The following is a 19,594-nucleotide window of genomic DNA, read 5'->3' as shown; positions in this document are numbered from 1 at the left end:
GGAGATATCAATGACCTTTCTGAAAAAAATAGCGCCGGTGGCGCGCACCACCCTTGCGACCGCGGCAGCGCTCTGCGCGCTGGGCACGCTCGCCGCCTTCGCGCAGGAAGCGGCCCCTGCTGCGACCGACGCGGCAGCCGCCGCTCCCGCGGCCCCGGCATTCACGATCGACAAGGGCGATACGACCTGGATGATGGTTTCGACCGTGCTCGTGCTCTTGATGACCATCCCCGGCCTGGCGCTGTTCTATGGCGGCCTGGTCCGCGCCAAGAACATGCTGTCGGTGCTGATGCAGGTGTTCACCATCACCGCGGTGGTGATGATCGTCTGGGTCGTCTACGGCTACAGCCTGGCCTTCACCCCCGGCAACGCTTTCATCGGCGGCTTCTCGAAAATGTTCCTGGCGGGCGTCGACGTGACGACCGTCTCCGAAACCTTCACCAAGGGCGTCGCCATCCCCGAACTGGTGTTCGTGGTCTTCCAGATGACCTTCGCGGCCATCACGCCGGCGCTGATCGTTGGCGCCTTCGCCGAGCGGGTGAAATTCTCGGCAGTGATCCTGTTCTCCATCCTGTGGGTCACTTTCGTCTATTTCCCGATCGCCCACATGGTCTGGTTCTGGGGCGGCCCGAGCGCCTATTCCGACCCGTCGGGCCTGATCTTCAGCTTCGGCGCCATCGACTTCGCCGGCGGCACCGTGGTTCACATCAATGCCGGCATCGCCGGTTTCGTCGGCGCCATCATGATTGGCAAGCGCATCGGCTACAAGAAGGACGTCATGGCGCCGCACTCGATGACGCTGACGATGGTCGGCGCTTCGCTGCTGTGGGTCGGCTGGTTCGGCTTCAATGCCGGCTCGAACCTCGAGGCCAATGCCTATGCGGTCCTGGCGATGATCAACACCTTCGTTGCCACCGCGGCGGCGGCCGTGGCCTGGATCATTCTGGAACGCGCGCTGCGCGGCAAGGCTTCCATGCTCGGCGCCGCCTCGGGCGCGGTGACCGGCCTGGTCGCCGTCACCCCGGCCGCGGGTTTCGCCGGTCCGATGGGCGCCATCGTTCTGGGCGCGGTCGCCACCTGCATCTGCTATTTCTTCGTCGCCGTCGTCAAGAACAGGTTCGACTATGACGATAGCCTCGATGTGTTCGGCATCCATTGCATCGGCGGCATCGTCGGCGCGCTGGGCACCGGCATCCTGGTCAACCCCGCCCTCGGCGGCGCCGGCATCGTCGATTACTCGACCGCCGACTTCGCCGCCGGCTACGCCGGAACCGCCACCCAGGTCTGGGCGCAGCTCAAGGGCGTCGTCGTCACGCTGCTCTGGTCCGGCATCGGCAGCGCGATCCTCTACAAGATCGTCGATCTGATCGTCGGGCTGCGGGCAACGCCCGATGCCGAGCGCGAAGGCCTCGACCTCACCGCGCATGGCGAAGTGGCCTACCACTCGTAATCGTTCCGGTGCGGGATTCGCCTGCGCCGCCAACCTCCATCCCGTCGGGAGGCAATAGTCGCCTCCCGGACCTCAACCCGGCTCCGGCCGGGTTCTTTTTTCCCGCCGAACACTTCTCGAACGGGGGCAGCTTCACCTGGCGGGAGTCGGCATCAGTTCGGGCCGGCGATCACCGTGTAGTTGTGCGCTCCCTTGAAACCCGACGGCGAGCGAATGCCGTTCGCCAGGCTGCTCATGTCGAATTCGAGTTCGCCCAGGAAGGCCACGTCGGTCGGGTCGTACATGCCACCCTCGTATTTCAGGATCGAGCCGGTCGGCCACGGGTCGATATAGAGGAACCGCGTCGCCGAGTAGCCTATGACGGTGAGGAAATGCGACCGCCAGTCGCCCTGGATCACCTTCTTGAAGCCGTCCGCGTGGATCATCCACAAGCGGACCGGAATGTTGTCGTCGACAAGCCCCTTGATGCGGGCGACCCGCTTGCGCATCGCCTTCTCATCGAAGCGCAGGTCGGCCATCTTGTCGCTGGTCGGCGGCAGATAGTAAGTGTAGTACGGCGTGTAGGCCTCTTTCGCGAACAGCTTCTTGCCGTAGCCGGCGGCCACGTCGCCGCAATTGAATTTACCTTTTTCGGTGTTCTGCGAAAGCATATGGGCATTCGTCGACGGGCCGTTGATGACGCGGCTGTAGTCCCAGATCTGCTTGCCGTTCCCCTTGATCGCGAGGTCGGACAGCATGTCGACGTCGTAGCCGGTATGCTTCTTGGGCTCGCCCATCACTCTCAGCTTCAGGTCCTCGCTATAGGTCTGCGTGCGTTTGGAATCCTTCAGGTAGGCGGAAACATTGGCGGTCGCGCCTTTCTTCCGGCCGAGTGCGGTGAAGATGGTGGAGGCGGCCGCCGTCTTGTCGGGCAGCACGTTGACTTCGATGTCCGTAGTCGAGGAGTTGAGCGCCACGTCGAGTTGGTTGTTCTTGCCGTCGCCGCCCCATTGCCTGAGCTTGACGGTACGGTTGAGCGGGAGGTCGAAGGACGAGATGTCCTGGTCGATCTCGAAAAGTTTGAAATTGGCCATGATGCCTCCTGAGAGAAAACGCCCCGGAGTCACTGGAAATCGGTGCTGAAAGCACTCCGCGCGCCATTCGTCGCAGGCGGACCTTTTTCGTTATTCGACGCTGCGGCGCAGCATTTGTCAATCGTAATGACGTCGGAACCGGCCCGGCTGCCGTGGCCCAATTGTTTCTCGGCCCGGCTCCAGACCGCTCCTTGACTTGATTTTGAATCGATCTAATTTGCGCGTCCGCTTGGAAATGGCCGGAAGGGATCGCCATGGACGCCACCAACATGGTCCGGACCGGCCAGCGTCACCGATGGGCGGTCGCAGCGCTGTTCTTTATGAACGGCTTCCTGTCGGGAAGCTGGGCGCCGCAAATCCCTGTCTTCCTGACCCGGCTCGGCATCAGCGAGTTCACACTCGGCCTGCTCATCCTGCTGTTCGGCGTCGGCGCGGTCACCGCCATGCCGTGGTCGGGCTACCTCATGTCGCGTCACGGGTCGCAGAAGGTGGTGCGCGGCTTTGGCATTGTCGCGGCCTTCGGCCTGCTCGGTGTGGCGCTGGCGCCCAACGTGCCGCTGGCGGCCATCGCCATGTTCCTGTTTGGCGGGCTGATCGGCGGCATGGATGTCGCCATGAACGCCAACGCGGTGGCGGTCGAGCGCTACATGTCGCGCGCCATCATGTCGTCGTCACACGCCTTCTGGAGCCTCGGCGGCTTCTTCGGCGGCGGCGCCGGCGGGCTGATCATCCAGAATTATGGCCACCTTACCCACGCCATCGGTGTGACGCTTATCGCCCTCGTGGTGCTAGCGCTTTGCTACCGCCATGTCATTGCCGACAAGGCGCCGGCCACGCACGAGCATCACAAATTCTCCTTGCCGAAATCGCCGACCGTCTATCTCGTTGGCCTGATGGCGCTGTTTTCGATGATCCCGGAAGGCGCGGTGCTCGACTGGGCCGCACTCTATCTCCAGCAGGAACGCGGCGCCGATCTCGCTACCGCGGGCTTCGCCTTCGGCCTGTTCGCCGGCGCCATGGCACTCATGCGTTTCCTGGGCGACGCCGTGCGCAACCGCTTCGGCGCTGTCAACACGCTGCGCATATCTAGCCTGATCGCCGCCGCCGGCATGCTGATCGCCGGCCTATCGTCGCATCCCTGGCTTGTCATCGCCGCGTTCGCGTTGGCCGGCATCGGCATCGCCAATGTCGTGCCGATCATCTTTTCCGCTGGCGGCAACCAGCCGGGCATGGCCTCGACCACAGGCATGAGCGTGGTGACGACGATGGGCTATTCCGGCATCCTGCTGGCGCCCTCTGCGATCGGCTTCACGGCAGAGCACACCGGCGGTTTCTCGATGATCTTCGTGGCGCTGTCGGGCCTTCTGGTCGTTGTGTTCCTGATGGGCCGCCTGGTGCACACCGCCGATTTCGATCACGGCAAGCCGGGGGAGTAGCTTCGGCACTCCTGATCCGCACCCCCCGCATCGTGCTTCTGGGCCTGGCGCCGCGACTGTCGCAGGGACCGGAGCGGTGATGACTCAGCCCGCTTATCGCTGGGGCGTCGCAGCCAAACTTGCTGGCATAGCGGGCCGCCGCCGGCTTGGCCGTCGCGCAGAATGTTGTCGCCATAATTGCCGATGATTCTTGCGCCGATGGTTGCCGGCCATCGTGCACACCGAGCCGTTGGTAGATAGCAGATGGTCGCGCAGGCCGCCCACCAAACCAAACCCCGCCACCGCTGATAAGACCATTCCCTTGCCTCGCGGGCCAATTTATGGTCTGGAGGCGCCAAAACCGCCCGTTCGGCGAAATCCCTCCTTCCGGAACAACAAGAATGGCCAAGATCAACGGCAACGAAATCCGTCCGGGCAGCGTCATCGAGCACCAGGGCGGCCTGTGGGTGGCGGTGAAGACCAATACGGTGAAGCCCGGCAAGGGCGGCGCCTACAACCAAGTCGAGCTGAAGAACCTCATCAACGGCACGAAACTCAATGAGCGTTTCCGCTCGGCCGAGACGGTCGAGCAGGTCCAGCTCGAGATGAAGGATTTTTCGTTCCTCTATGAGCAGGGCGACGCGCTGGTGTTCATGGACACCGAAAGCTACGAGCAGCTCGAGTTGCAGAAGGATTTCGTCGGCGACCGCGCCGCCTTCCTGCAGGACGGCATGATGGTCACCGTCAGGCTCTATGAGGAGACGCCGATCGGCATTTCGCTGCCCGACCAGGTGGTACTCGAAATCACCGAGGCCGACCCGGTGGTGAAGGGCCAGACGGCCGCATCGTCATACAAGCCGGCGGTGCTGGAAAACGGCATCCGTGTCCTGGTCCCGCCCTTCATCGAAGCCGGCGAGCGCATTTTGGTCGACACCAACGAGATCACTTACCTGCGCCGCGCCGACTGAGCGCCGGAAGCGGCATCGGAATATTCCGGGAAAATTAGAAATGGCACGCTCCGCACTCCTCAACGTCATGGTCCAGGCCGCAATGAAGGCCGGCCGCTCGCTGTCGCGCGACTTCGGCGAGGTGCAGAACCTGCAGGTCTCGCTGAAAGGCCCGGGCGACTATGTCAGCCAGGCCGACCGCAAGGCGGAAGAGATCGTCTTTGCCGAACTGTCGAAGGCGCGCCCCGGCTACGGTTTTCTGATGGAGGAGCGCGGCGCGGTCGCCGGCGAGGACGACCAGCACCGCTGGATCGTCGATCCGCTCGACGGCACGACCAACTTCCTGCACGGCCTGCCGATCTTCGCCGTCTCCATCGCGCTGGAGCGCCAGGGCCAGCTCGTCGCCGGCGTCATCTACAATCCGGCCATGGACGAACTCTACACAGCCGAGCGGGGCGGCGGCGCCTTCCTCAACGACCGCCGCCTGCGCGTCGCGGCGCGCACAAAACTGTCGGACGCGGTGATCGGCACCGGCGTTCCGCATCTCGGCATGACCGGCCACGGAAATTACCTGGTCGAACTGCGCAACGTCATGGGCGAAGTCTCGGGCATCCGCCGCCTCGGCGCCGCCTCGCTCGACCTCGCCTATGTCGCCGCCGGGCGTTTCGATGGTTTCTGGGAAGACCCGCTACACCCCTGGGACATCGCCGCCGGCATGCTGCTGATCCGCGAGGCGGGCGGCTTCGTCTCCGATAGCGAGGGTGGACAAGGCATGCTCGAAAACGGCTCGATCGTCGCCGGCAACGAGGCGATCCACAAGGCGCTGTTGAAGACGATCAAGAAGCCCGTCAGCGCGCGCTGAGTGACTGGCCGGGGTCGGGGCGCGACCATCCGCCGCTTGCCAGCCTGCCGCCCGCAATGTTGATATCGGGCTCCTTGAGGGCACGACGGCGATGAACAACCTTTCCGGTATCGACATCCCGTTTCGCGGACGCTTTGCCTATTCCAGGGCGGAGCTGATCGCCGACGGCGTCGTACATGCCGTCGGCCTCGTGCTGGCGATTTCCGCCGGCTCCATCCTGCTCGCTTTCGCCGCCTTCCACACAGGCCCTTGGGAATATGTCGCGACGCTTCTCTATGTCGCCTCGCTGCTGACGCTGATGTCGATCTCCTTCGCCTACAATCTGTGGCCGGTCTCGCCCGTGAAATGGAAACTGCGCCGCCTCGACCATGCGGCGATCTATCTGCTGATTGCCGGCACCTACACGCCCTTCCTGGCGCAACTCGACGACCCGGCACTGGCCGGCTGCATGGCCGCGCTGGTCTGGGGCGCAGCCGCGGCCGGCATGGCGATCAAGATTTTTCTGCCCGGCCGCTTCGACCGCCTGTCGGTGGTGTTCTATCTCGCCATCGGCTGGAGCGGCGTGGTTGTGGCGCGCACGCTGGTCGCCACCTTGTCCGAGACGACGATCTGGCTGATCGTCGCCGGCGGCGTTGCCTATTCCTGCGGCGTGGTCTTCTTCGTCTGGCAGCGGCTGAAATTCCAGTCGGCGGCTTGGCACGGTTTCGTGGTCGCGGGAGCAGGGCTGCATCTGGCGGCGATGATGGATTGCCTGGTGATCGGCCGGGCTTAACCACAAAGCGCAAAGCCTCTCGTCACAACGCATTGCACGACCACGCGCCTTTCATTTTCGTCACATTTTCGCTTAGAGTCCCCGGCATGGAAAATACCGGCACGGATTCGGGGCGCGAATGTCGTTCTTGAAAAACATCGGCGGGGGCGAGGCCACCGGCGTCTATGATCCGTACAAGCTGTCGAGCCCGCAGGTCTTCCTGCTCTCGATGCTGATCTTCCTGGCCATCGTCGCCTTCATCGCCGCGATCCTGACGCGGCAGATCACCTCCGCCTTCTCCACCAATCCGGGCCTAAACGGTCTTATCGCCGGCGTGCTGCTGGTCGGCATCCTGCTCGCTTTCGGGCAGGTGACGCGGCTGTTTCGCGAAGTGCGCTGGGTGAACTCCTTCCGCGCCGGCTCGGAAACCAACGAGCCGGTGCTGCTGGCGCCGATGAAGGCGATGCTCGGCCGCTCCTCGGCCATGGCGCTGTCGACGAATTCGATGCGCACCATGCTGGATTCGATCGCCACCCGCCTCGACGAGAGCCGCGACGTATCGCGTTATCTGGTCGGACTGCTCGTCTTCCTCGGCCTGCTCGGCACATTCTGGGGTCTGCTCGCCACCATCGGTTCGATCGGCGAGACCATCCAGTCACTCGATGCGGGATCGGGCGACACAGCGGCCGTTCTGGATTCGCTGAAGGCCGGACTGTCGGCGCCACTGGCCGGCATGGGAACGGCGTTCTCCTCATCACTATTCGGCCTTTCCGGATCGCTCATCCTCGGTTTCCTCGACCTGCAGGCCGGCCGGGCGCAGACGCGTTTCTACACCGAACTGGAGAACTGGCTGTCGTCGGTGACCGATCTGTCATCCGACGCCGCCGTTCCTTCCGATCTGGCGCGCGCCGGCGCCGCCGACGAGTTGAAAGTGCTCGGCGAGCGGCTGCGCGCGCTTCAGGAGAATGGCGGCTCCAACCCGCGCGTCGCCACCGCCATGGCCAACCTTGCCGACGGCATTTCGGGCCTCGTCAAGAACATGCGCAGCGAACAGCAGATCATGCGCGACTGGGTGGAAGCGCAGTCGCAGGAGCAGAAGGCGCTGCGCACCACGCTCGACAGAATAGCCGAGGCGCTGAAGAAGCGGGAGATGAACTGACATGGCGCTGGCCCGGGGGCGCCGCAACGACCGCCGCATCGACTACTGGCCGGGTTTCGTCGACGCCCTGTCGACCCTGCTGCTCGCCATCATGTTCCTGCTGTCGGTCTTCGTGCTGGCGCAGTTCCTGCTGTCTCGCGAAATCTCCGGCAAGGACGAGGTGCTGACCCGCCTCAACTCGCAGATTAACGAATTGACCCAGCTTCTGGCCCTCGAGAAATCCAATACTCAGGACGCCGAGGACCAACTCGTCAACCTTCAGGCGTCGCTGCAGGCCGCCGAGACCGAACGCACGCGACTCCAGCAACTGCTCGATCGCGGCGCGGGCGCGGGTGCCGCGGCCGACCAGCGCATCGGCACGCTTTCCGGTGAACTCGATTCGCAGCGCCAGATCAGCCAGCAGGCGCTGAGCCAGGTCGAGTTGCTCAACCAGCAGATTTCGGCGCTGCGCAAGCAGATCGGCGCATTGGAGGATGCACTCAACGTTTCCGAGGCGCGCGACCGCGAATCCAACACCAAGATCGCCGATCTCGGGCGTCGGCTGAACGTCGCGCTGGCCCAGCGCGTGCAGGAACTGAACCGCTACCGTTCCGACTTCTTCGGCCGGCTGCGCGAAATCCTTTCCGATCGCGAAAATATCCGTATCGTCGGCGACCGTTTCGTCTTCCAGTCGGAAGTGCTGTTTCCGGTTGGTTCGGATGAGATCAACGAGGCTGGGCGCGTCGAGATGGCGAAGCTGGCGCAGGCCTTGATCGAATTGCAGAAGGAGATCCCGCCGGAGATCAACTGGGTGCTGCGCGTCGATGGCCACACCGACAACCGGCCGCTTTCCGGCACCGGGCGCTATCGTGACAATTGGGAGCTTTCTTCGGCGCGCGCAACCTCGGTGGTGAAATTCCTGATCGCCAACGGCGTGCCCGCCAACCGCCTCGTCGCCGCCGGTTTTGGCGAGTACCAGCCGCTCGACCCCGCCGAAACCGACGAGGCGCGCAACCGCAACCGCCGCATCGAACTGAAGCTGACGGAACGTTAGGGAACGCCGACATCGCCGTTACCTGCGGCGCGATCCATTTCCGTCAAGGCTTTTGCAAGATTATCATTTTGTAATTTGCGAAACGCCTTCAACCGGGCGTAGCCTTCCGCTGCGGCTGGGAACTGCCGGCGATGCCGGAGATCCCGATCGGCACGGTCGACGCTTTCCTCCGCGACCATGCTGACCCGGAAAAGCGTCGCGACGCGACAGGACCGGACAGCCGCTCCCGCGAAGAAATCTTCGCGTTGCAAGAGGAGGAGCATCATGCGTTCCTTCGTCACAAGATCCACCCTCGCAGCCATTCTCGTCTCGACTTCCCTTGCCGGTGCTTACGCTGCGTCCGCAGTCGGATTGGATCCCCGCGCGCCCAGGATGAACACGCTTCAGTCGGAGGCCTGGGCAGGCCATGACAACCAGCCGGCGGACATCGACAGTATGGCCACCGCCTCCATCGCCATGCCGGCCCAGGCTGTGCAGATAGCCCCGAGGGCGGCACGGGTGGCAGTCCGGCACGAGGAGTTCCGCCCGAGGATCGCGCATATCGATCGTGAACTCGTCGCCGCCAATCATCGGATCGGCGTCGATCGCGAGCGCGGTTATCTGACGGTGGTGGAGTATCACGCGCTACGCGCCCGTTCGCACAACATCCGTATGGAAGCCCAGCAGGTTGCGGAGCGTCATGACGGCGCGCTGCCGACGGCAAGCTACGACGTCCTTCAACATCGTGTCGCCATGCTCGACCGGACGATCCGCCACGACGCGACCACCTGACAACCAGCCAGTCTTCTGATCGAAAAATATCGGCTGCCGGCAAGAGCCGGCGGCCGACCATGCCTTGGGGGCTGCATTTGTCCCGGGCCGGACGAGACTACGAGGCCTGCTCTGTTTGATATGAAGACATGACCGCGACGATGAAATGTCACGGTCGCCATCGGCGCGCCGGCCAAATCCTGTGCCGGGTTTGACCTCAGGCGATGCCAAGGGAACACCGGATGTCGGCGATACCTATGGCACCGTCCATTCTCATCAAGCCATTCGAAAGATTATCATTTTGTAATTTGCCGATCGCGTCGACCTGGGCGTAGCTTCCCGTCGTGGCTGGGAACTGCCGGTGACGCCGGACATCCCGATCGACGCGGCCGACACCTCCCGTTGGCCGCGCCCGACCTGGAAGGCGTTGCGACGCGACGGGACCGGACAGCCGTATCCGCGCGGGATCACTCCTTCGCGTTCTGACAGGAGACGCACCATGCGTTCCCAAACCCTCAGGGCGGCTCTTGCCGCCGTTCTCGTCTCGACCTCCCTGGCCGGCGCCTACGCGGCGGCATCGCCCACAGCGCCCGGCACGCCGGCGGCCAACGCCGCGTATCAGGCGCAGCCCGTCAAGCCCGACGCCATGACCACCGGAGCGATTACTGCGCCAACGCACGCCACGCCGAAGTCGGCGCACGTCGCCATGCAGCGTGAGGTGTTCCGGCCCCGGCTCGCCCATATCGACCGCCGGCTCGGCGAAGCCAATCACCGGATGACCGTCGACCATGGACGCGGTTACCTGACGGCGGCCGAATACCGGATGTTGCGTGCCCGTTCGCACGATATCCGTCTTGATGTCCAGCGGACTGCCGCCAACCATCGCGGCGCCCTGCCGAAGGCAAGTTTTGTCGCCTTCCAGAACCGCATCGACAGGCTGAACCGGGAAATTCATCACGCCGTGACGACCTGACCGCCTAGCCTCCACTTCAAGCCGGATTCATCGGCCGCCGGCATCCACCGGCGGCCGATCTGATTTCACAGGCCTGCATACAGGCAGATGAGCGCCATCACGGCTGGAGCCGCCTGGACATAGAGGATGCGCCGCGACACGGTCGCTGCACCGAACACCCCGGCGACGATCACGCAGGCGAGGAAAAACACCTTTACCGAAAAGCCGCTTTCGCCGAGCGCCAGCCCCCAGACCAGCCCGGCAACGAGAAAACCGTTGTAAAGACCCTGGTTGGCGGCCAGCGCCTTGGATGCCGTCGCGAATTCCGGCGACGTGCCGAACACTTTTCGGCCGAGCGGCTGGCCCCAGGCGACCATTTCCAGATACATGAAAGCGAGGTGGAACAGCGCCACCACCGCGATCAAAATGCTGGCGAGCATCGTTGCCTCCCCGCTCCTGTGCAGGCCTCCATCTTGCCGTTCGCAATCGCTTCCGCAAGGCCCGACCGGAAGTTAAGCGAGGGCTTGCGGTCGCAGCCGAGTTCGTGTCCCTTCCCCGGACCAAAGCAGGAGCAAGCATGTCCTTCGCCAAACTCGACGAGACGGGTCGCAAGCTGGAGGCGCTGGAACATGCGCTGGCAATCCTCGGCGCCGACGAGGCGACGCACATGGCGGTCGGCGGCGGCGAGAAACGCGCCGAGGCGCTTTCCACGCTGGCCGGCATGTATCACCGGCAGGCGACCGCCCCGGAAATCGCCGACTGGATTGCCGCTGCCGAAGGCGAATCCTTGAACGACGAGCAGCGTGCCGCGCTCGTCGAATTCCGGCGGCAATATACAAACCTGACGTGCCTACCTGCCGAGTTCGTCGAGCGGCAGACGAAGGCGCGGCTTCGCGCCGAGCAATTGTGGCGCGACCTACGCGCCAAGAACGATTGGAGCGGCTTCCTGCCGGCGCTTGCCGGCATCGTCGATCTGGCCCGCGAGGAAGCGGCGTTGCGCGCCGGCGCGCTGGGGATCGATCCCTACGACGCGCTGATGGAGCAGTATGACCCTGGCAACCGGGCGGCGGAGATCGCGCCGATCTTTGAAGAGCTGAAGACCTTCCTGCGGGATTTCGTGCCGAAGGCGCTTGCCGCGCAGGAGGAACGGCTTGCCAAAACGCCAATGCGGCCGCTCTCCGGACCCTATGCGCAGGACAAGCAGCGCGAGCTAGGCCTCGCCATGATGACGGCGGTCGGCTTCGACCTGACCCATGGCAGCCTGTCGGTGTCGCACCATCCGTTCTGCGGCGGCGTGCCGAGCGACGTGCGCATCACCACGCGCTACAAGACGTCGGACTTCCTTTCGGCCCTGATGGGCGTCCTGCACGAGACCGGCCATGCGCTCTACGAGCAGAACCTGCCGAAGCAGTGGTCGCATTGGCCGCTCGGCAAGGCGCGCGGCATGGCCATGCACGAGAGCCAGAGCCTGTTCGTCGAGATGCAGCTCGCGCGAAATCCCGCCTTCTGGCGCTGGGCGCTGCCGATCGTCGAGCGGCATCTCGGCGAAGACTGGAACGTGCCCGACATCCTCGCCCATGTCCTGCATGTCGAGCGCGGTCTGATCCGCGTCGAAGCCGACGAAGTCACCTATCCGCTGCATGTCATCCTGCGTTTCGAACTGGAGCAGGACCTGATCGCCGGGCGTATCGAGGCCGCCGACATCCCGGAGGCTTGGGACGCCAAGATGCGCGACTATCTCGGGCTCTCTACGCTCGACAATTTCCAGGACGGACCGATGCAGGACGTGCATTGGCCGGGCGGCGCCTTCGGCTATTTCCCGTCCTATACGCTGGGCGCGATGTTCGCGGCCCAGCAGGCGGCGGCCCTCCGGCGCGACCATCCCGCGTTCGACGAGGACATCGCCGAGGGCAGATTCGAAGCGATCAACGACTGGCGGCGCGAAAAGATCTGGTCGCAGGGCTCCCGGTGGTCGACGCCGGACCTGCTGCAGCGGGCGACGGGCGAAAGACTGAACGCCGCCTATTTCATCGACCATCTGAAGGCCCGCTACGCCGGCTGAGATTTCCCGCAAGCGGCGAGGCGGAGACTGGCGAAGGAGGCGCAAGAGATGAAAACTTCGCCGACGATCTCAGTGTTCGGCGCGGGCAGCATCGGCTGCTACATTGGCGGCCGTCTGGCGGCGGCCGGAGCAAACGTGCGTTTCATCGGCCGCGAGCGTTTCGGCGAGGCCATCGCCAAAGGCGGCCTCGGGATCGCCGACCATCTTGGCGTCGATTTCCGGCTGGAGCCGGGCTCCGTCGACTATCGCACCGATCCACAGGCACTTGCCGATGCCGCTCTGGCCTTGGTTACCGTCAAGGCAGGAGACACGGCTTCGACTGCCGCCATATTGGCCGAACACGCGCCGCCCCAGGCGATTGTCATCAGCTTCCAGAACGGCATCGGCAACGAGGAGATTTTGCGCGAGGCACTGCCGGGACGAACGGTGTTGGCGGGCATGGTGCCGTTCAATGTCGTGCAGCTTCCGGGTCCCACCTTCAAGCAGGCGACCCAAGGCGCGCTGGACGTCGAGGCAAGCCCAACGCTCTCCCCGTATCTGCCGGCTTTCGAAAAGGCCGGGCTGCCGCTCACCCAGCATGCGGATTTTCGTCCCGTGCAATGGGGAAAGCTTCTGCTCAATCTCAACAACGCCGTCAGCGGCCTGTCGGGCCTGACCTTGCGTGAGGAACTATCGCAGCGCGCCTACCGCCAATGCCTGGCGATGGCGCAGCGCGAGGCGCTGGCGGCGATGAAGGCCGCCGGCATCCGCCCGGCAAAGCTGACCTCGTTGCCGCCCGCGCTGGTGCCCTGGCTGCTCGGCCTGCCCGACTGGTTGTTCCTGCGCCTCGCCGGCAGCGTATTGGAGGTCGATCCGGCCGCCCGCTCCTCGATGATCGACGCGCTCGACGCCGGCCGCAAGACCGATGTCGATTGGCTGAACGGCGAAGTCGTCCGCCTTGCCGAAAAGAACGGCGTGCCGGCACCGGCCAACCGGAAACTGGTCGAACTGGTGCATAACGCGGAGAGCGGCAACCGCCGCCGCTGGAGCGGTCCCGACCTGCTCGCGCAATTGCGTTCCGCCCGCTAGCCGGTACAGTCGGCATGGGGTCAGTCCGAGATTCCGCTTGGATATCGGCATACTCCGAAACGGGAGGAGAGATGGCAGAAAAAGCCGATGCCATCATCGTCGGGGCGGGATTGGCCGGGCTGGTTGCCGCAGCCGAACTGGCGGATGCCGGCAAGCGTGTCATCGTCCTCGACCAGGAAGGCGAGAATTCGCTCGGAGGCCAGGCGTTCTGGTCTCTCGGTGGGCTGTTCTTCGTCGACAGCCCCGAGCAGCGGCGCATGCGCATCCGCGACAGCCGTGACCTCGCGCTCCAGGACTGGCTCGGCTCCGCACAGTTCGACCGCCCCGAGGATTTTTGGCCCCGCCATGCAGCCGAGGCCTTCGTCGATTTCGCCGCCGGCGAGATGCGCCCCTGGCTTCACGCGCAAGGCATGCGCTGGTTTCCGGTCGTCGGCTGGGCGGAGCGCGGCGGCGGCCAGGCACATGGCCACGGCAATTCGGTGCCGCGATTCCATCTGACCTGGGGTACCGGCCCCGGCGTGCTGGAACCGTTCATACGGCGCGTGCGCGACCACGCCACCAAGGGGCGGATCGCGCTCAAATTCCGCCACCGCGCCAGCCTCATCGTCAAGACCGGCGATACCGTCACCGGCATCGCCGGCGAGGTGCTCGAACCCTCTATGGTCGAGCGCGGCCAAAAGTCCGGCCGAACGGTGGTGGGCGAATTCGAGTTCACCGCCGGCGCAGTGCTGGTCACCTCCGGCGGCATCGGCGGCGATTTCGATCTGGTGCGAAAAAACTGGCCGCGCGAACGGCTGGGCGAGCCGCCGCGCTCCATGGTCTCTGGCGTTCCTCATCATGTCGACGGCCGGATGATCGGCATCGCGCAGGAAGCGGGCGCGACCGTGATCAACGCCGACCGCATGTGGCACTACACCGAGGGCCTGCGCAACTGGGCGCCGATCTGGCCGAACCACGGCATCCGCATCCTGCCCGGCCCGTCCTCGTTGTGGTTCGACGCGCTCGGCGAGCGACTGGAGGCGCCCTGCCTGCCTGGCTTCGACACGCTGTCGACGCTGAAGCGCATTCTCTCTACGGGCCACGACTACTCCTGGTTCGTGCTGACGCAAAAGATCATCAAGAAGGAATTCGCCCTCTCCGGCTCCGAGCAGAACCCGGACCTGACCTCGAAAAGCTGGCTCAACGTGCTGCGCAGCCGGCGTGGCATGGGGGCGCCGCCGCCAATCGAGGCGTTCAAGACCAAGGGCAAGGATTTCGTCGTCGCGAACAATCCCGCTGACCTCGTCGCCGGCATGAACCGGCTTGCCGGCTCCACTCTTCTCGACGTCGAACGACTGAGAACGCAGATCGAGGCGCGCGACCGCGAGGTCGACAATCCGTTCTCGAAAGACGCGCAGGTGATCGCCATAAACGGCGCCCGCTGCTATCTCGGCGACAGGCTTATCCGCACTGCAAAACCGCACAAAATCCTCGACCCGGCCAACGGCCCGCTGATCGCGGTGCGCCTCAACATTTTAACGCGCAAGACGCTGGGCGGTATCCACACCAACCTCGACGGGCAGGTGCTGGACGCGGCCGGCGTGCCGATCCCCGGCCTTTACGCCGCCGGCGAAGCAGCCGGCTTCGGTGGCGGCGGCTATCACGGCTATAATGCGCTGGAGGGCACGTTCCTCGGGGGCTGCATCTTTTCGGGACGCAACGCCGGGCGAGCGGCTGCCCACTGACACGCATTTTGCGTAGCACGCCACCGCTCCGGCGGTCATAGTAGTCGGCGAGCGCCGGGGATTGCGCTGGCAAAAACAAAGAGCCCGTCAGAGGGCTCAGGACCATGGGAGGGAAATCGATGAGTGAACTGCCGAGTTTCGATCTGACGGGAAAAACCGCGCTGGTCACCGGCGCCGGGCGTGGCCTCGGTCGGGCGATCTGCTTGGCGCTGGCGCAGTCCGGCGCCAACATCGCCCTTGGCCTGCGCGACCGCAACCAGGATGGCGGCACCGCCGCCGATGTCAGGGCGCTCGGCCGCGAAGCACTGTCCCTTCAGATGGACGTTCTGGACCTGAAGCAGTCCTATGCAGCCGTCGATGAGGCGATAAATCACTTCGGCGGCGTCGACATCCTCGTCAACAATGCAGGCGGCGGCACGGAAGGGCCGGTCGAGAATTTTTCCGAAGAAGAATTCGACTGGACCGTCGCCTACAATGTCAAGGCAAGCTTCTTCATCGCCCAGCACGTCGCCAAGAAGATGATGGCGCGCGGTAAGGGTGGCGCCATCGTCAACATGAGTTCGCAAGCCGGTTTCATCGCGCTGCCCGGCGAAGCCATCTACTGCCTGTCCAAAGCCGCGATCGCCCACATGACCAAATGCATGGCGGTCGAATGGGGCAAGCACGGCATCACCGTCAACGCCGTCGCGCCGACCTTCATCGAGACCGACGGCACCTCCGAGGCGCTGGGCAATCCCGAGTTCAAGGCCGACGTGATCGAGCGCATCGCCGCCCTCCACCGGATCGGCCGGCCGGCGGAAGTCTCGGGCGCGGTCGCCTTCCTGGCCTCACCGGCCGCCTCGCTGATCACCGGTCAGACCCTGATCATCGATGGCGGCTGGACGTCGCGCTGAAGACGGCATTCTATTTCGTCCAGAAAAGGGATATTGCGTATTGCCCTGATCGACAGTACTGGCAGGAGTTAGCGCTAAAGTAGAGTTGCAAGGCAAACACGGCATGCGGCAGCTAGACCATTTTCCGAGCTGCACAACAGTGATGTGCCGCATCCTCGCAATACTTGTCCTTGTCACGGCTTCGTGGTCAGCTTGGGCTGAGAGTACGGTTGCAACGGGCGATGCCGAAAGCTGGGCTGAATATGTCGAGTTGCCGGCCCCCGACCCGTCCCGTGAAAACCAGATCCAGAACGGTCTTTCGCAACTCCTTTCCGATTACCAGATCAAGCATCGGCCCGATGGTTTTACGTCTTTTGATCGCACGGCCTACAAAATCGTCGATCGGTCCGGCCTTGAATCCGGGGCGGCCATAAACTTCGAGTTCGATCCGGCGATCCACAGGATCACGGTGAATCGCCTCCATATCATCCGTGACGGTGTGGTCCTCGATCGGTTGCCGCAGACGAAATTCGATGTGTTCCGCCGGGAGAAGGACGCCGAGCGAGGCATATTCGACGGCCGCCTAAGCGCTTACGCCGACATCGGCGAGGTCCGCGTCGGCGACATCATCGACATCGCCAAGACCGTCGAGCGCACACCCATCGTCGGAAAGGGCCTGCTTTATGACAGGATCGCTGTCCAGTGGTACGAGCCTGTCGCCCTGTTGAGGGAGAAGCTCATATGGCCCACGTCGATGCCGCTTCACGTCCGAGGCGTGAGGGCTTACGCGGCTTCGCCGACAGCCACAAACGGCTCTGATACTGTGTATTCCTGGGAGTTCCACAATCCGAATCCGGCAAAGCGCCAGGACAACCTGCCCCCCGACCGGCTGGACTATGGATATGTCGAGCTGACCTCGACGATGAACTGGCAGGATATCGTCGACGCGGTGCTGCCGCATTACCAGACGGCGGAGGACCTGCCCTCAGACTTTGCTGCAAAGATCGATGATATTGCGAAGCGGTTCCCCACGGCGGAAGACCGCCTGGTCGAGGCGACACGCCTCGTCCAGGACGAGATTCGTTATGTCAGCCTCTCGATGGGCGCTGGCTCCTACATTCCGCGCGATCCTGCGACCGTGGTCGCCAGCGGTTTTGGCGACTGCAAGGACAAGGCCCTTCTGCTGGCCTCCAGTCTGAAGAGGCTAGGCATCGAGGCTTACCCGGCTCTGACCGACATCGACAGGGGTTATGCTCTCGGCGACGCCTTGCCGGCTCTCGGCGCCTTCGACCACGTCATCGTCAAGGCCGTCATCGGCGGCAAGGTCTACTGGCTTGACGCGACCAACTACCTGCAAGGTGGCCGCGCACAGGATATGGTTTCCCCGGATTTCGGCTTTGCCCTTCCGATGGTTCCGTCCGGCGCATCAATGGAGAAGATCGAACGCCAGATCTATCCCGAGCCCACGACATTCATCGACGAGCGTTTCGAATTCCCGAAGACGCCCGGTGCTCCACTGACGCTTGCAGTGACGACAACCTACCGCGACCGCGATGCGGATACGATGCGCTACCGGCTGGCGAGCGAGTCGATATCGAAGCTCAGCGACACCTATCTCGAATATTACAACCGCCAGTATGCCGGAATGACCAGCGACAGGCCGGCCATCAGCAGTGACGACCGCGACCGCAATGTCGTGATCGTCACCGAGGCCTATCAATTGCCGGCCGCGGCGCTCGATAAGGAAAAGCTGGCGAGCGCTTTCGAACTGAAGGCGGATCTCGGCGTTGAGAATTTTCCGACGCCAAGCGCCGTCGGCAGGACGGCGCCGGTCTATGTCGGCCGGTCGGTCTACAAGCGGCACCGCGCAACCGTAACCAATCTTCGAGCCAGGTTCAGCGGCCCAGCCGGCCTTATCGACATCCTGAAACCTTATGCGGAACTCAGAACCAACTGGTCGAGCACCCCGTCCGAATTCGAGATCAGTTGGACGCTGAAGACTCCCGCCGATCAGGTGCCGGCCACCGAGGTGGCCGATTATCTGAAGACGGTGGAGGAAATGAAAAGAAGCATGTGGTTGACCTATGACTTCAGCTACGTCGATCCTGTCGCTGGACAAAAGGATACATCGCCGGAAGCGTCGACGACCGTGGTCGCATTTGCGGCAATGGTGCTTCTGGTACTTTCGTTCGTGATGGTACAGCAGGTTCGGCTGCTGCTTGCGCGCCGTCGAAATGCAGGTATCTCCTGAGCTGGTGGCGTCAACGAAAGGTTCGGAATACCTCATGATGCTGACCAATCGCGATATCGCCGATCTCGTTGCCTTCCGCCGCGAGTTGCACCGCTATCCCGAAATCTCCAACGAGGAGGAAGCCACGGCGCGGCGGGTGGTCGATTTCCTCGCCGGCACCGGGCCGAGCGAGGTGCTCACCGGCCTCGGCGGCCATGGTGTCGCGGTGGTCTTCGAAGGCGCCGAGCCGGGGCCGACAATTCTGTTCCGCAGCGAGCTCGATGCGCTGCCGATCGAGGAATTGCCGGAAATTCCGCACCGTTCCACCGTGCCCGGCAAGTCGCATATGTGCGGCCATGACGGCCACACAACAATCCTTGCCGCGCTTGCCCGTCAGTTCGGCCGCCGGCCGCCGGCGCGCGGGCGCGTCGTGCTGATGTTCCAGCCGGCGGAGGAAACCGGCAACGGGGCGGCGGGCGTGGTCGCCGATCCGCGTTACGAGAAAATCCGTCCGGATTTCGCCTTCTCGCTACACAATCTGCCCGGCACGCCGCTCGGCCATGTCCGGCTGAAGCCGGGCGTCGTCAATTGTGCCTCGCGCGGCATACGCATCGTGCTTGAGGGCAAGACGGCGCATTCCTCCATGCCGGAAACTGGAACGTCGCCGATGCTCGCCGTCAGCCGGTTGATGCCGGCGCTGGGGAAGCTCGGCGGCGGCAGCTTTCATGACGACGATTTCGCCATGGTCACGGTCACCCACGCCGCGATGGGCGAGCCGGTCTTCGGCATTGCGCCGGGCCACGCGGAAATCCGCGCAACGCTGCGCACCCGTCTAGACGAGCGCATGGCCGATCTCTGCGCCGCGGCGGAGAAGCTGGTTCGCGAGGCCGCCGAAAAGGACGGACTACGTCATACGGTCGACTATCACGAAATCTTCGTCGCCAGCCTCAACGCGCCAGAGGCCGTAGAGCATCTACGCACCGCGCTCGACGCGGAAGGCATCTCCCATGACGAGGAGCAACTGCCGATGCGCGCCTCGGAGGATTTCGGCCTGTTCGGCCATTCGTCGAAGTCAGCAATGTTTTTCCTCGGCGCAGGCGTCGACCGGCCGTCGCTGCACAATCCGGACTATGATTTTCCGGACGACCTGATCGCCATTGGCTCGCGCATCTTCATGCGCACTGCGCGCAATCTGCTGGGGTAGAGCAGGCTTCAACGCATCTATGCGTACGAGATTTGCGTACGA

General features: G+C 63.9%; 18 protein-coding genes. 15 read left to right on the top strand and 3 right to left on the bottom strand.

The genetic code is table 11. The features are described 5' to 3' along the window. Window positions 1-10 precede the first annotated feature (10 nt). Entirely contained in the window at window positions 11-1,450 is a 1,440-nt protein-coding gene (locus ACH196_RS01590; protein WP_396644321.1) for an ammonium transporter, read from the top strand. 152 nt (window positions 1,451-1,602) lie between these two features. Here ACH196_RS01590 and ACH196_RS01585 read toward each other — a convergent pair whose 3' ends face one another. Next, the gene (locus ACH196_RS01585) at window positions 1,603-2,523 is read right to left on the bottom strand and encodes a C39 family peptidase (protein WP_396644319.1); all 921 of its coding nucleotides are present in this window, start codon (window positions 2,521-2,523) and stop codon (window positions 1,603-1,605) included. 254 nt (window positions 2,524-2,777) lie between these two features. On the opposite strand from ACH196_RS01585, the gene ACH196_RS01580 reads away from it, so the two are divergent. From ACH196_RS01580 to ACH196_RS01555, 6 genes are all read left to right on the top strand, one after another. Beyond that, window positions 2,778-3,959 (top strand): MFS transporter, encoded by a 1,182-nt coding sequence (locus tag ACH196_RS01580; RefSeq protein ID WP_396644317.1) that lies wholly within the window; start codon window positions 2,778-2,780, stop codon window positions 3,957-3,959. 380 nt (window positions 3,960-4,339) lie between these two features. Then, a complete protein-coding gene (gene efp / locus ACH196_RS01575) occupies window positions 4,340-4,906 on the top strand; it encodes an elongation factor P (RefSeq protein ID WP_396644315.1) in 567 nt (188 codons plus the stop codon). 40 nt (window positions 4,907-4,946) lie between these two features. Further along, window positions 4,947-5,747: an inositol monophosphatase family protein gene (locus tag ACH196_RS01570; protein WP_396644313.1), complete on the top strand. Its 801-nt coding sequence runs from the start codon at window positions 4,947-4,949 to the stop codon at window positions 5,745-5,747. 91 nt (window positions 5,748-5,838) lie between these two features. Then, window positions 5,839-6,519 carry a hemolysin III family protein gene (locus ACH196_RS01565; RefSeq protein ID WP_396644311.1) on the top strand — a complete coding sequence of 227 codons (681 nt, stop codon included), beginning with the start codon at window positions 5,839-5,841 and terminating at the stop codon, window positions 6,517-6,519. 118 nt (window positions 6,520-6,637) lie between these two features. Next, the gene (locus tag ACH196_RS01560) at window positions 6,638-7,657 is read left to right on the top strand and encodes a MotA/TolQ/ExbB proton channel family protein (protein ID WP_396644309.1); all 1,020 of its coding nucleotides are present in this window, start codon (window positions 6,638-6,640) and stop codon (window positions 7,655-7,657) included. Window position 7,658: 1 nt separating this feature from the next. Continuing rightward, window positions 7,659-8,690 (top strand): peptidoglycan -binding protein, encoded by a 1,032-nt coding sequence (locus tag ACH196_RS01555; RefSeq protein WP_396644307.1) that lies wholly within the window; start codon window positions 7,659-7,661, stop codon window positions 8,688-8,690. Here the strand turns inward: ACH196_RS01555 and ACH196_RS01550 are convergent. Next, window positions 8,687-8,956, bottom strand: a complete 270-nt coding sequence (locus ACH196_RS01550) for a hypothetical protein (RefSeq protein WP_396644305.1) — start codon at window positions 8,954-8,956, stop codon at window positions 8,687-8,689. The two genes, ACH196_RS01555 and ACH196_RS01550, sit on opposite strands and share 4 nt — an antisense overlap. Here ACH196_RS01550 and ACH196_RS01545 point away from each other — a divergent pair. Both ACH196_RS01545 and ACH196_RS01540 read left to right on the top strand, forming a co-directional pair. After that, window positions 8,955-9,461, top strand: coding sequence for a hypothetical protein (locus ACH196_RS01545; protein WP_396644303.1), 507 nt, complete (start codon window positions 8,955-8,957; stop codon window positions 9,459-9,461). The genes ACH196_RS01550 and ACH196_RS01545 overlap by 2 nt on opposite strands. Window positions 9,462-9,939: 478 nt before the next feature. Further along, window positions 9,940-10,413, top strand: coding sequence for a hypothetical protein (locus ACH196_RS01540; RefSeq protein WP_396644302.1), 474 nt, complete (start codon window positions 9,940-9,942; stop codon window positions 10,411-10,413). Between the two features lie 65 nt (window positions 10,414-10,478). Here ACH196_RS01540 and ACH196_RS01535 read toward each other — a convergent pair whose 3' ends face one another. Beyond that, complete coding sequence (locus ACH196_RS01535) at window positions 10,479-10,832, bottom strand: DUF1304 domain-containing protein (RefSeq protein ID WP_396644301.1); 354 nt, start codon at window positions 10,830-10,832, stop codon at window positions 10,479-10,481. 137 nt (window positions 10,833-10,969) lie between these two features. Here ACH196_RS01535 and ACH196_RS01530 point away from each other — a divergent pair, with 137 nt between their 5' ends. The 6 genes from ACH196_RS01530 to ACH196_RS01505 all read left to right on the top strand — a co-directional run bounded on the left by ACH196_RS01530 (window position 10,970) and on the right by ACH196_RS01505 (window position 19,552). Beyond that, window positions 10,970-12,454, top strand: a complete 1,485-nt coding sequence (locus ACH196_RS01530; RefSeq protein ID WP_396644300.1) for a carboxypeptidase M32 — start codon at window positions 10,970-10,972, stop codon at window positions 12,452-12,454. A 48-nt stretch (window positions 12,455-12,502) separates the two neighbouring features. Continuing rightward, window positions 12,503-13,522, top strand: a complete 1,020-nt coding sequence (locus ACH196_RS01525) for a 2-dehydropantoate 2-reductase (protein ID WP_396644298.1) — start codon at window positions 12,503-12,505, stop codon at window positions 13,520-13,522. A gap of 71 nt (window positions 13,523-13,593) precedes the next feature. Then, the gene (locus ACH196_RS01520) at window positions 13,594-15,246 is read left to right on the top strand and encodes an FAD-binding dehydrogenase (RefSeq protein WP_396644296.1); all 1,653 of its coding nucleotides are present in this window, start codon (window positions 13,594-13,596) and stop codon (window positions 15,244-15,246) included. A 119-nt stretch (window positions 15,247-15,365) separates the two neighbouring features. Next, complete coding sequence (locus ACH196_RS01515; RefSeq protein WP_396644294.1) at window positions 15,366-16,139, top strand: SDR family NAD(P)-dependent oxidoreductase; 774 nt, start codon at window positions 15,366-15,368, stop codon at window positions 16,137-16,139. A 103-nt stretch (window positions 16,140-16,242) separates the two neighbouring features. After that, a complete protein-coding gene (locus ACH196_RS01510; protein ID WP_396644292.1) occupies window positions 16,243-18,369 on the top strand; it encodes a DUF3857 domain-containing transglutaminase family protein in 2,127 nt (708 codons plus the stop codon). A gap of 34 nt (window positions 18,370-18,403) precedes the next feature. After that, complete coding sequence (locus ACH196_RS01505) at window positions 18,404-19,552, top strand: amidohydrolase (protein WP_396644290.1); 1,149 nt, start codon at window positions 18,404-18,406, stop codon at window positions 19,550-19,552. Window positions 19,553-19,594: the final 42 nt, after the last annotated feature.

This window comes from Mesorhizobium sp. IMUNJ 23232 (genome assembly GCF_044326205.1).
In the GTDB taxonomy this organism is placed as follows: domain Bacteria; phylum Pseudomonadota; class Alphaproteobacteria; order Rhizobiales; family Rhizobiaceae; genus Kumtagia.
This window is presented reverse-complemented; position numbering and strand designations above follow the sequence as displayed.

Excerpts from the sequence above, each read along its gene's own strand:
- ACH196_RS01590 (WP_396644321.1), top strand. The coding sequence starts at position 11 with ATGACCTTTCTGAAAAAAATAGCGCCGGTGGCGCGCACCACCCTTGCG.
- ACH196_RS01585 (WP_396644319.1), bottom strand. The coding sequence starts at position 2,523 with ATGGCCAATTTCAAACTTTTCGAGATCGACCAGGACATCTCGTCCTTC.
- ACH196_RS01580 (WP_396644317.1), top strand. The coding sequence starts at position 2,778 with ATGGACGCCACCAACATGGTCCGGACCGGCCAGCGTCACCGATGGGCG.
- efp (WP_396644315.1), top strand. The coding sequence starts at position 4,340 with ATGGCCAAGATCAACGGCAACGAAATCCGTCCGGGCAGCGTCATCGAG.
- ACH196_RS01570 (WP_396644313.1), top strand. The coding sequence starts at position 4,947 with ATGGCACGCTCCGCACTCCTCAACGTCATGGTCCAGGCCGCAATGAAG.
- ACH196_RS01565 (WP_396644311.1), top strand. The coding sequence starts at position 5,839 with ATGAACAACCTTTCCGGTATCGACATCCCGTTTCGCGGACGCTTTGCC.
- ACH196_RS01560 (WP_396644309.1), top strand. The coding sequence starts at position 6,638 with ATGTCGTTCTTGAAAAACATCGGCGGGGGCGAGGCCACCGGCGTCTAT.
- ACH196_RS01555 (WP_396644307.1), top strand. The coding sequence starts at position 7,659 with ATGGCGCTGGCCCGGGGGCGCCGCAACGACCGCCGCATCGACTACTGG.
- ACH196_RS01545 (WP_396644303.1), top strand. The coding sequence starts at position 8,955 with ATGCGTTCCTTCGTCACAAGATCCACCCTCGCAGCCATTCTCGTCTCG.
- ACH196_RS01550 (WP_396644305.1), bottom strand. The coding sequence starts at position 8,956 with ATGATGCTCCTCCTCTTGCAACGCGAAGATTTCTTCGCGGGAGCGGCT.
- ACH196_RS01540 (WP_396644302.1), top strand. The coding sequence starts at position 9,940 with ATGCGTTCCCAAACCCTCAGGGCGGCTCTTGCCGCCGTTCTCGTCTCG.
- ACH196_RS01535 (WP_396644301.1), bottom strand. The coding sequence starts at position 10,832 with ATGCTCGCCAGCATTTTGATCGCGGTGGTGGCGCTGTTCCACCTCGCT.
- ACH196_RS01530 (WP_396644300.1), top strand. The coding sequence starts at position 10,970 with ATGTCCTTCGCCAAACTCGACGAGACGGGTCGCAAGCTGGAGGCGCTG.
- ACH196_RS01525 (WP_396644298.1), top strand. The coding sequence starts at position 12,503 with ATGAAAACTTCGCCGACGATCTCAGTGTTCGGCGCGGGCAGCATCGGC.
- ACH196_RS01520 (WP_396644296.1), top strand. The coding sequence starts at position 13,594 with ATGGCAGAAAAAGCCGATGCCATCATCGTCGGGGCGGGATTGGCCGGG.
- ACH196_RS01515 (WP_396644294.1), top strand. The coding sequence starts at position 15,366 with ATGAGTGAACTGCCGAGTTTCGATCTGACGGGAAAAACCGCGCTGGTC.
- ACH196_RS01510 (WP_396644292.1), top strand. The coding sequence starts at position 16,243 with ATGCGGCAGCTAGACCATTTTCCGAGCTGCACAACAGTGATGTGCCGC.
- ACH196_RS01505 (WP_396644290.1), top strand. The coding sequence starts at position 18,404 with ATGATGCTGACCAATCGCGATATCGCCGATCTCGTTGCCTTCCGCCGC.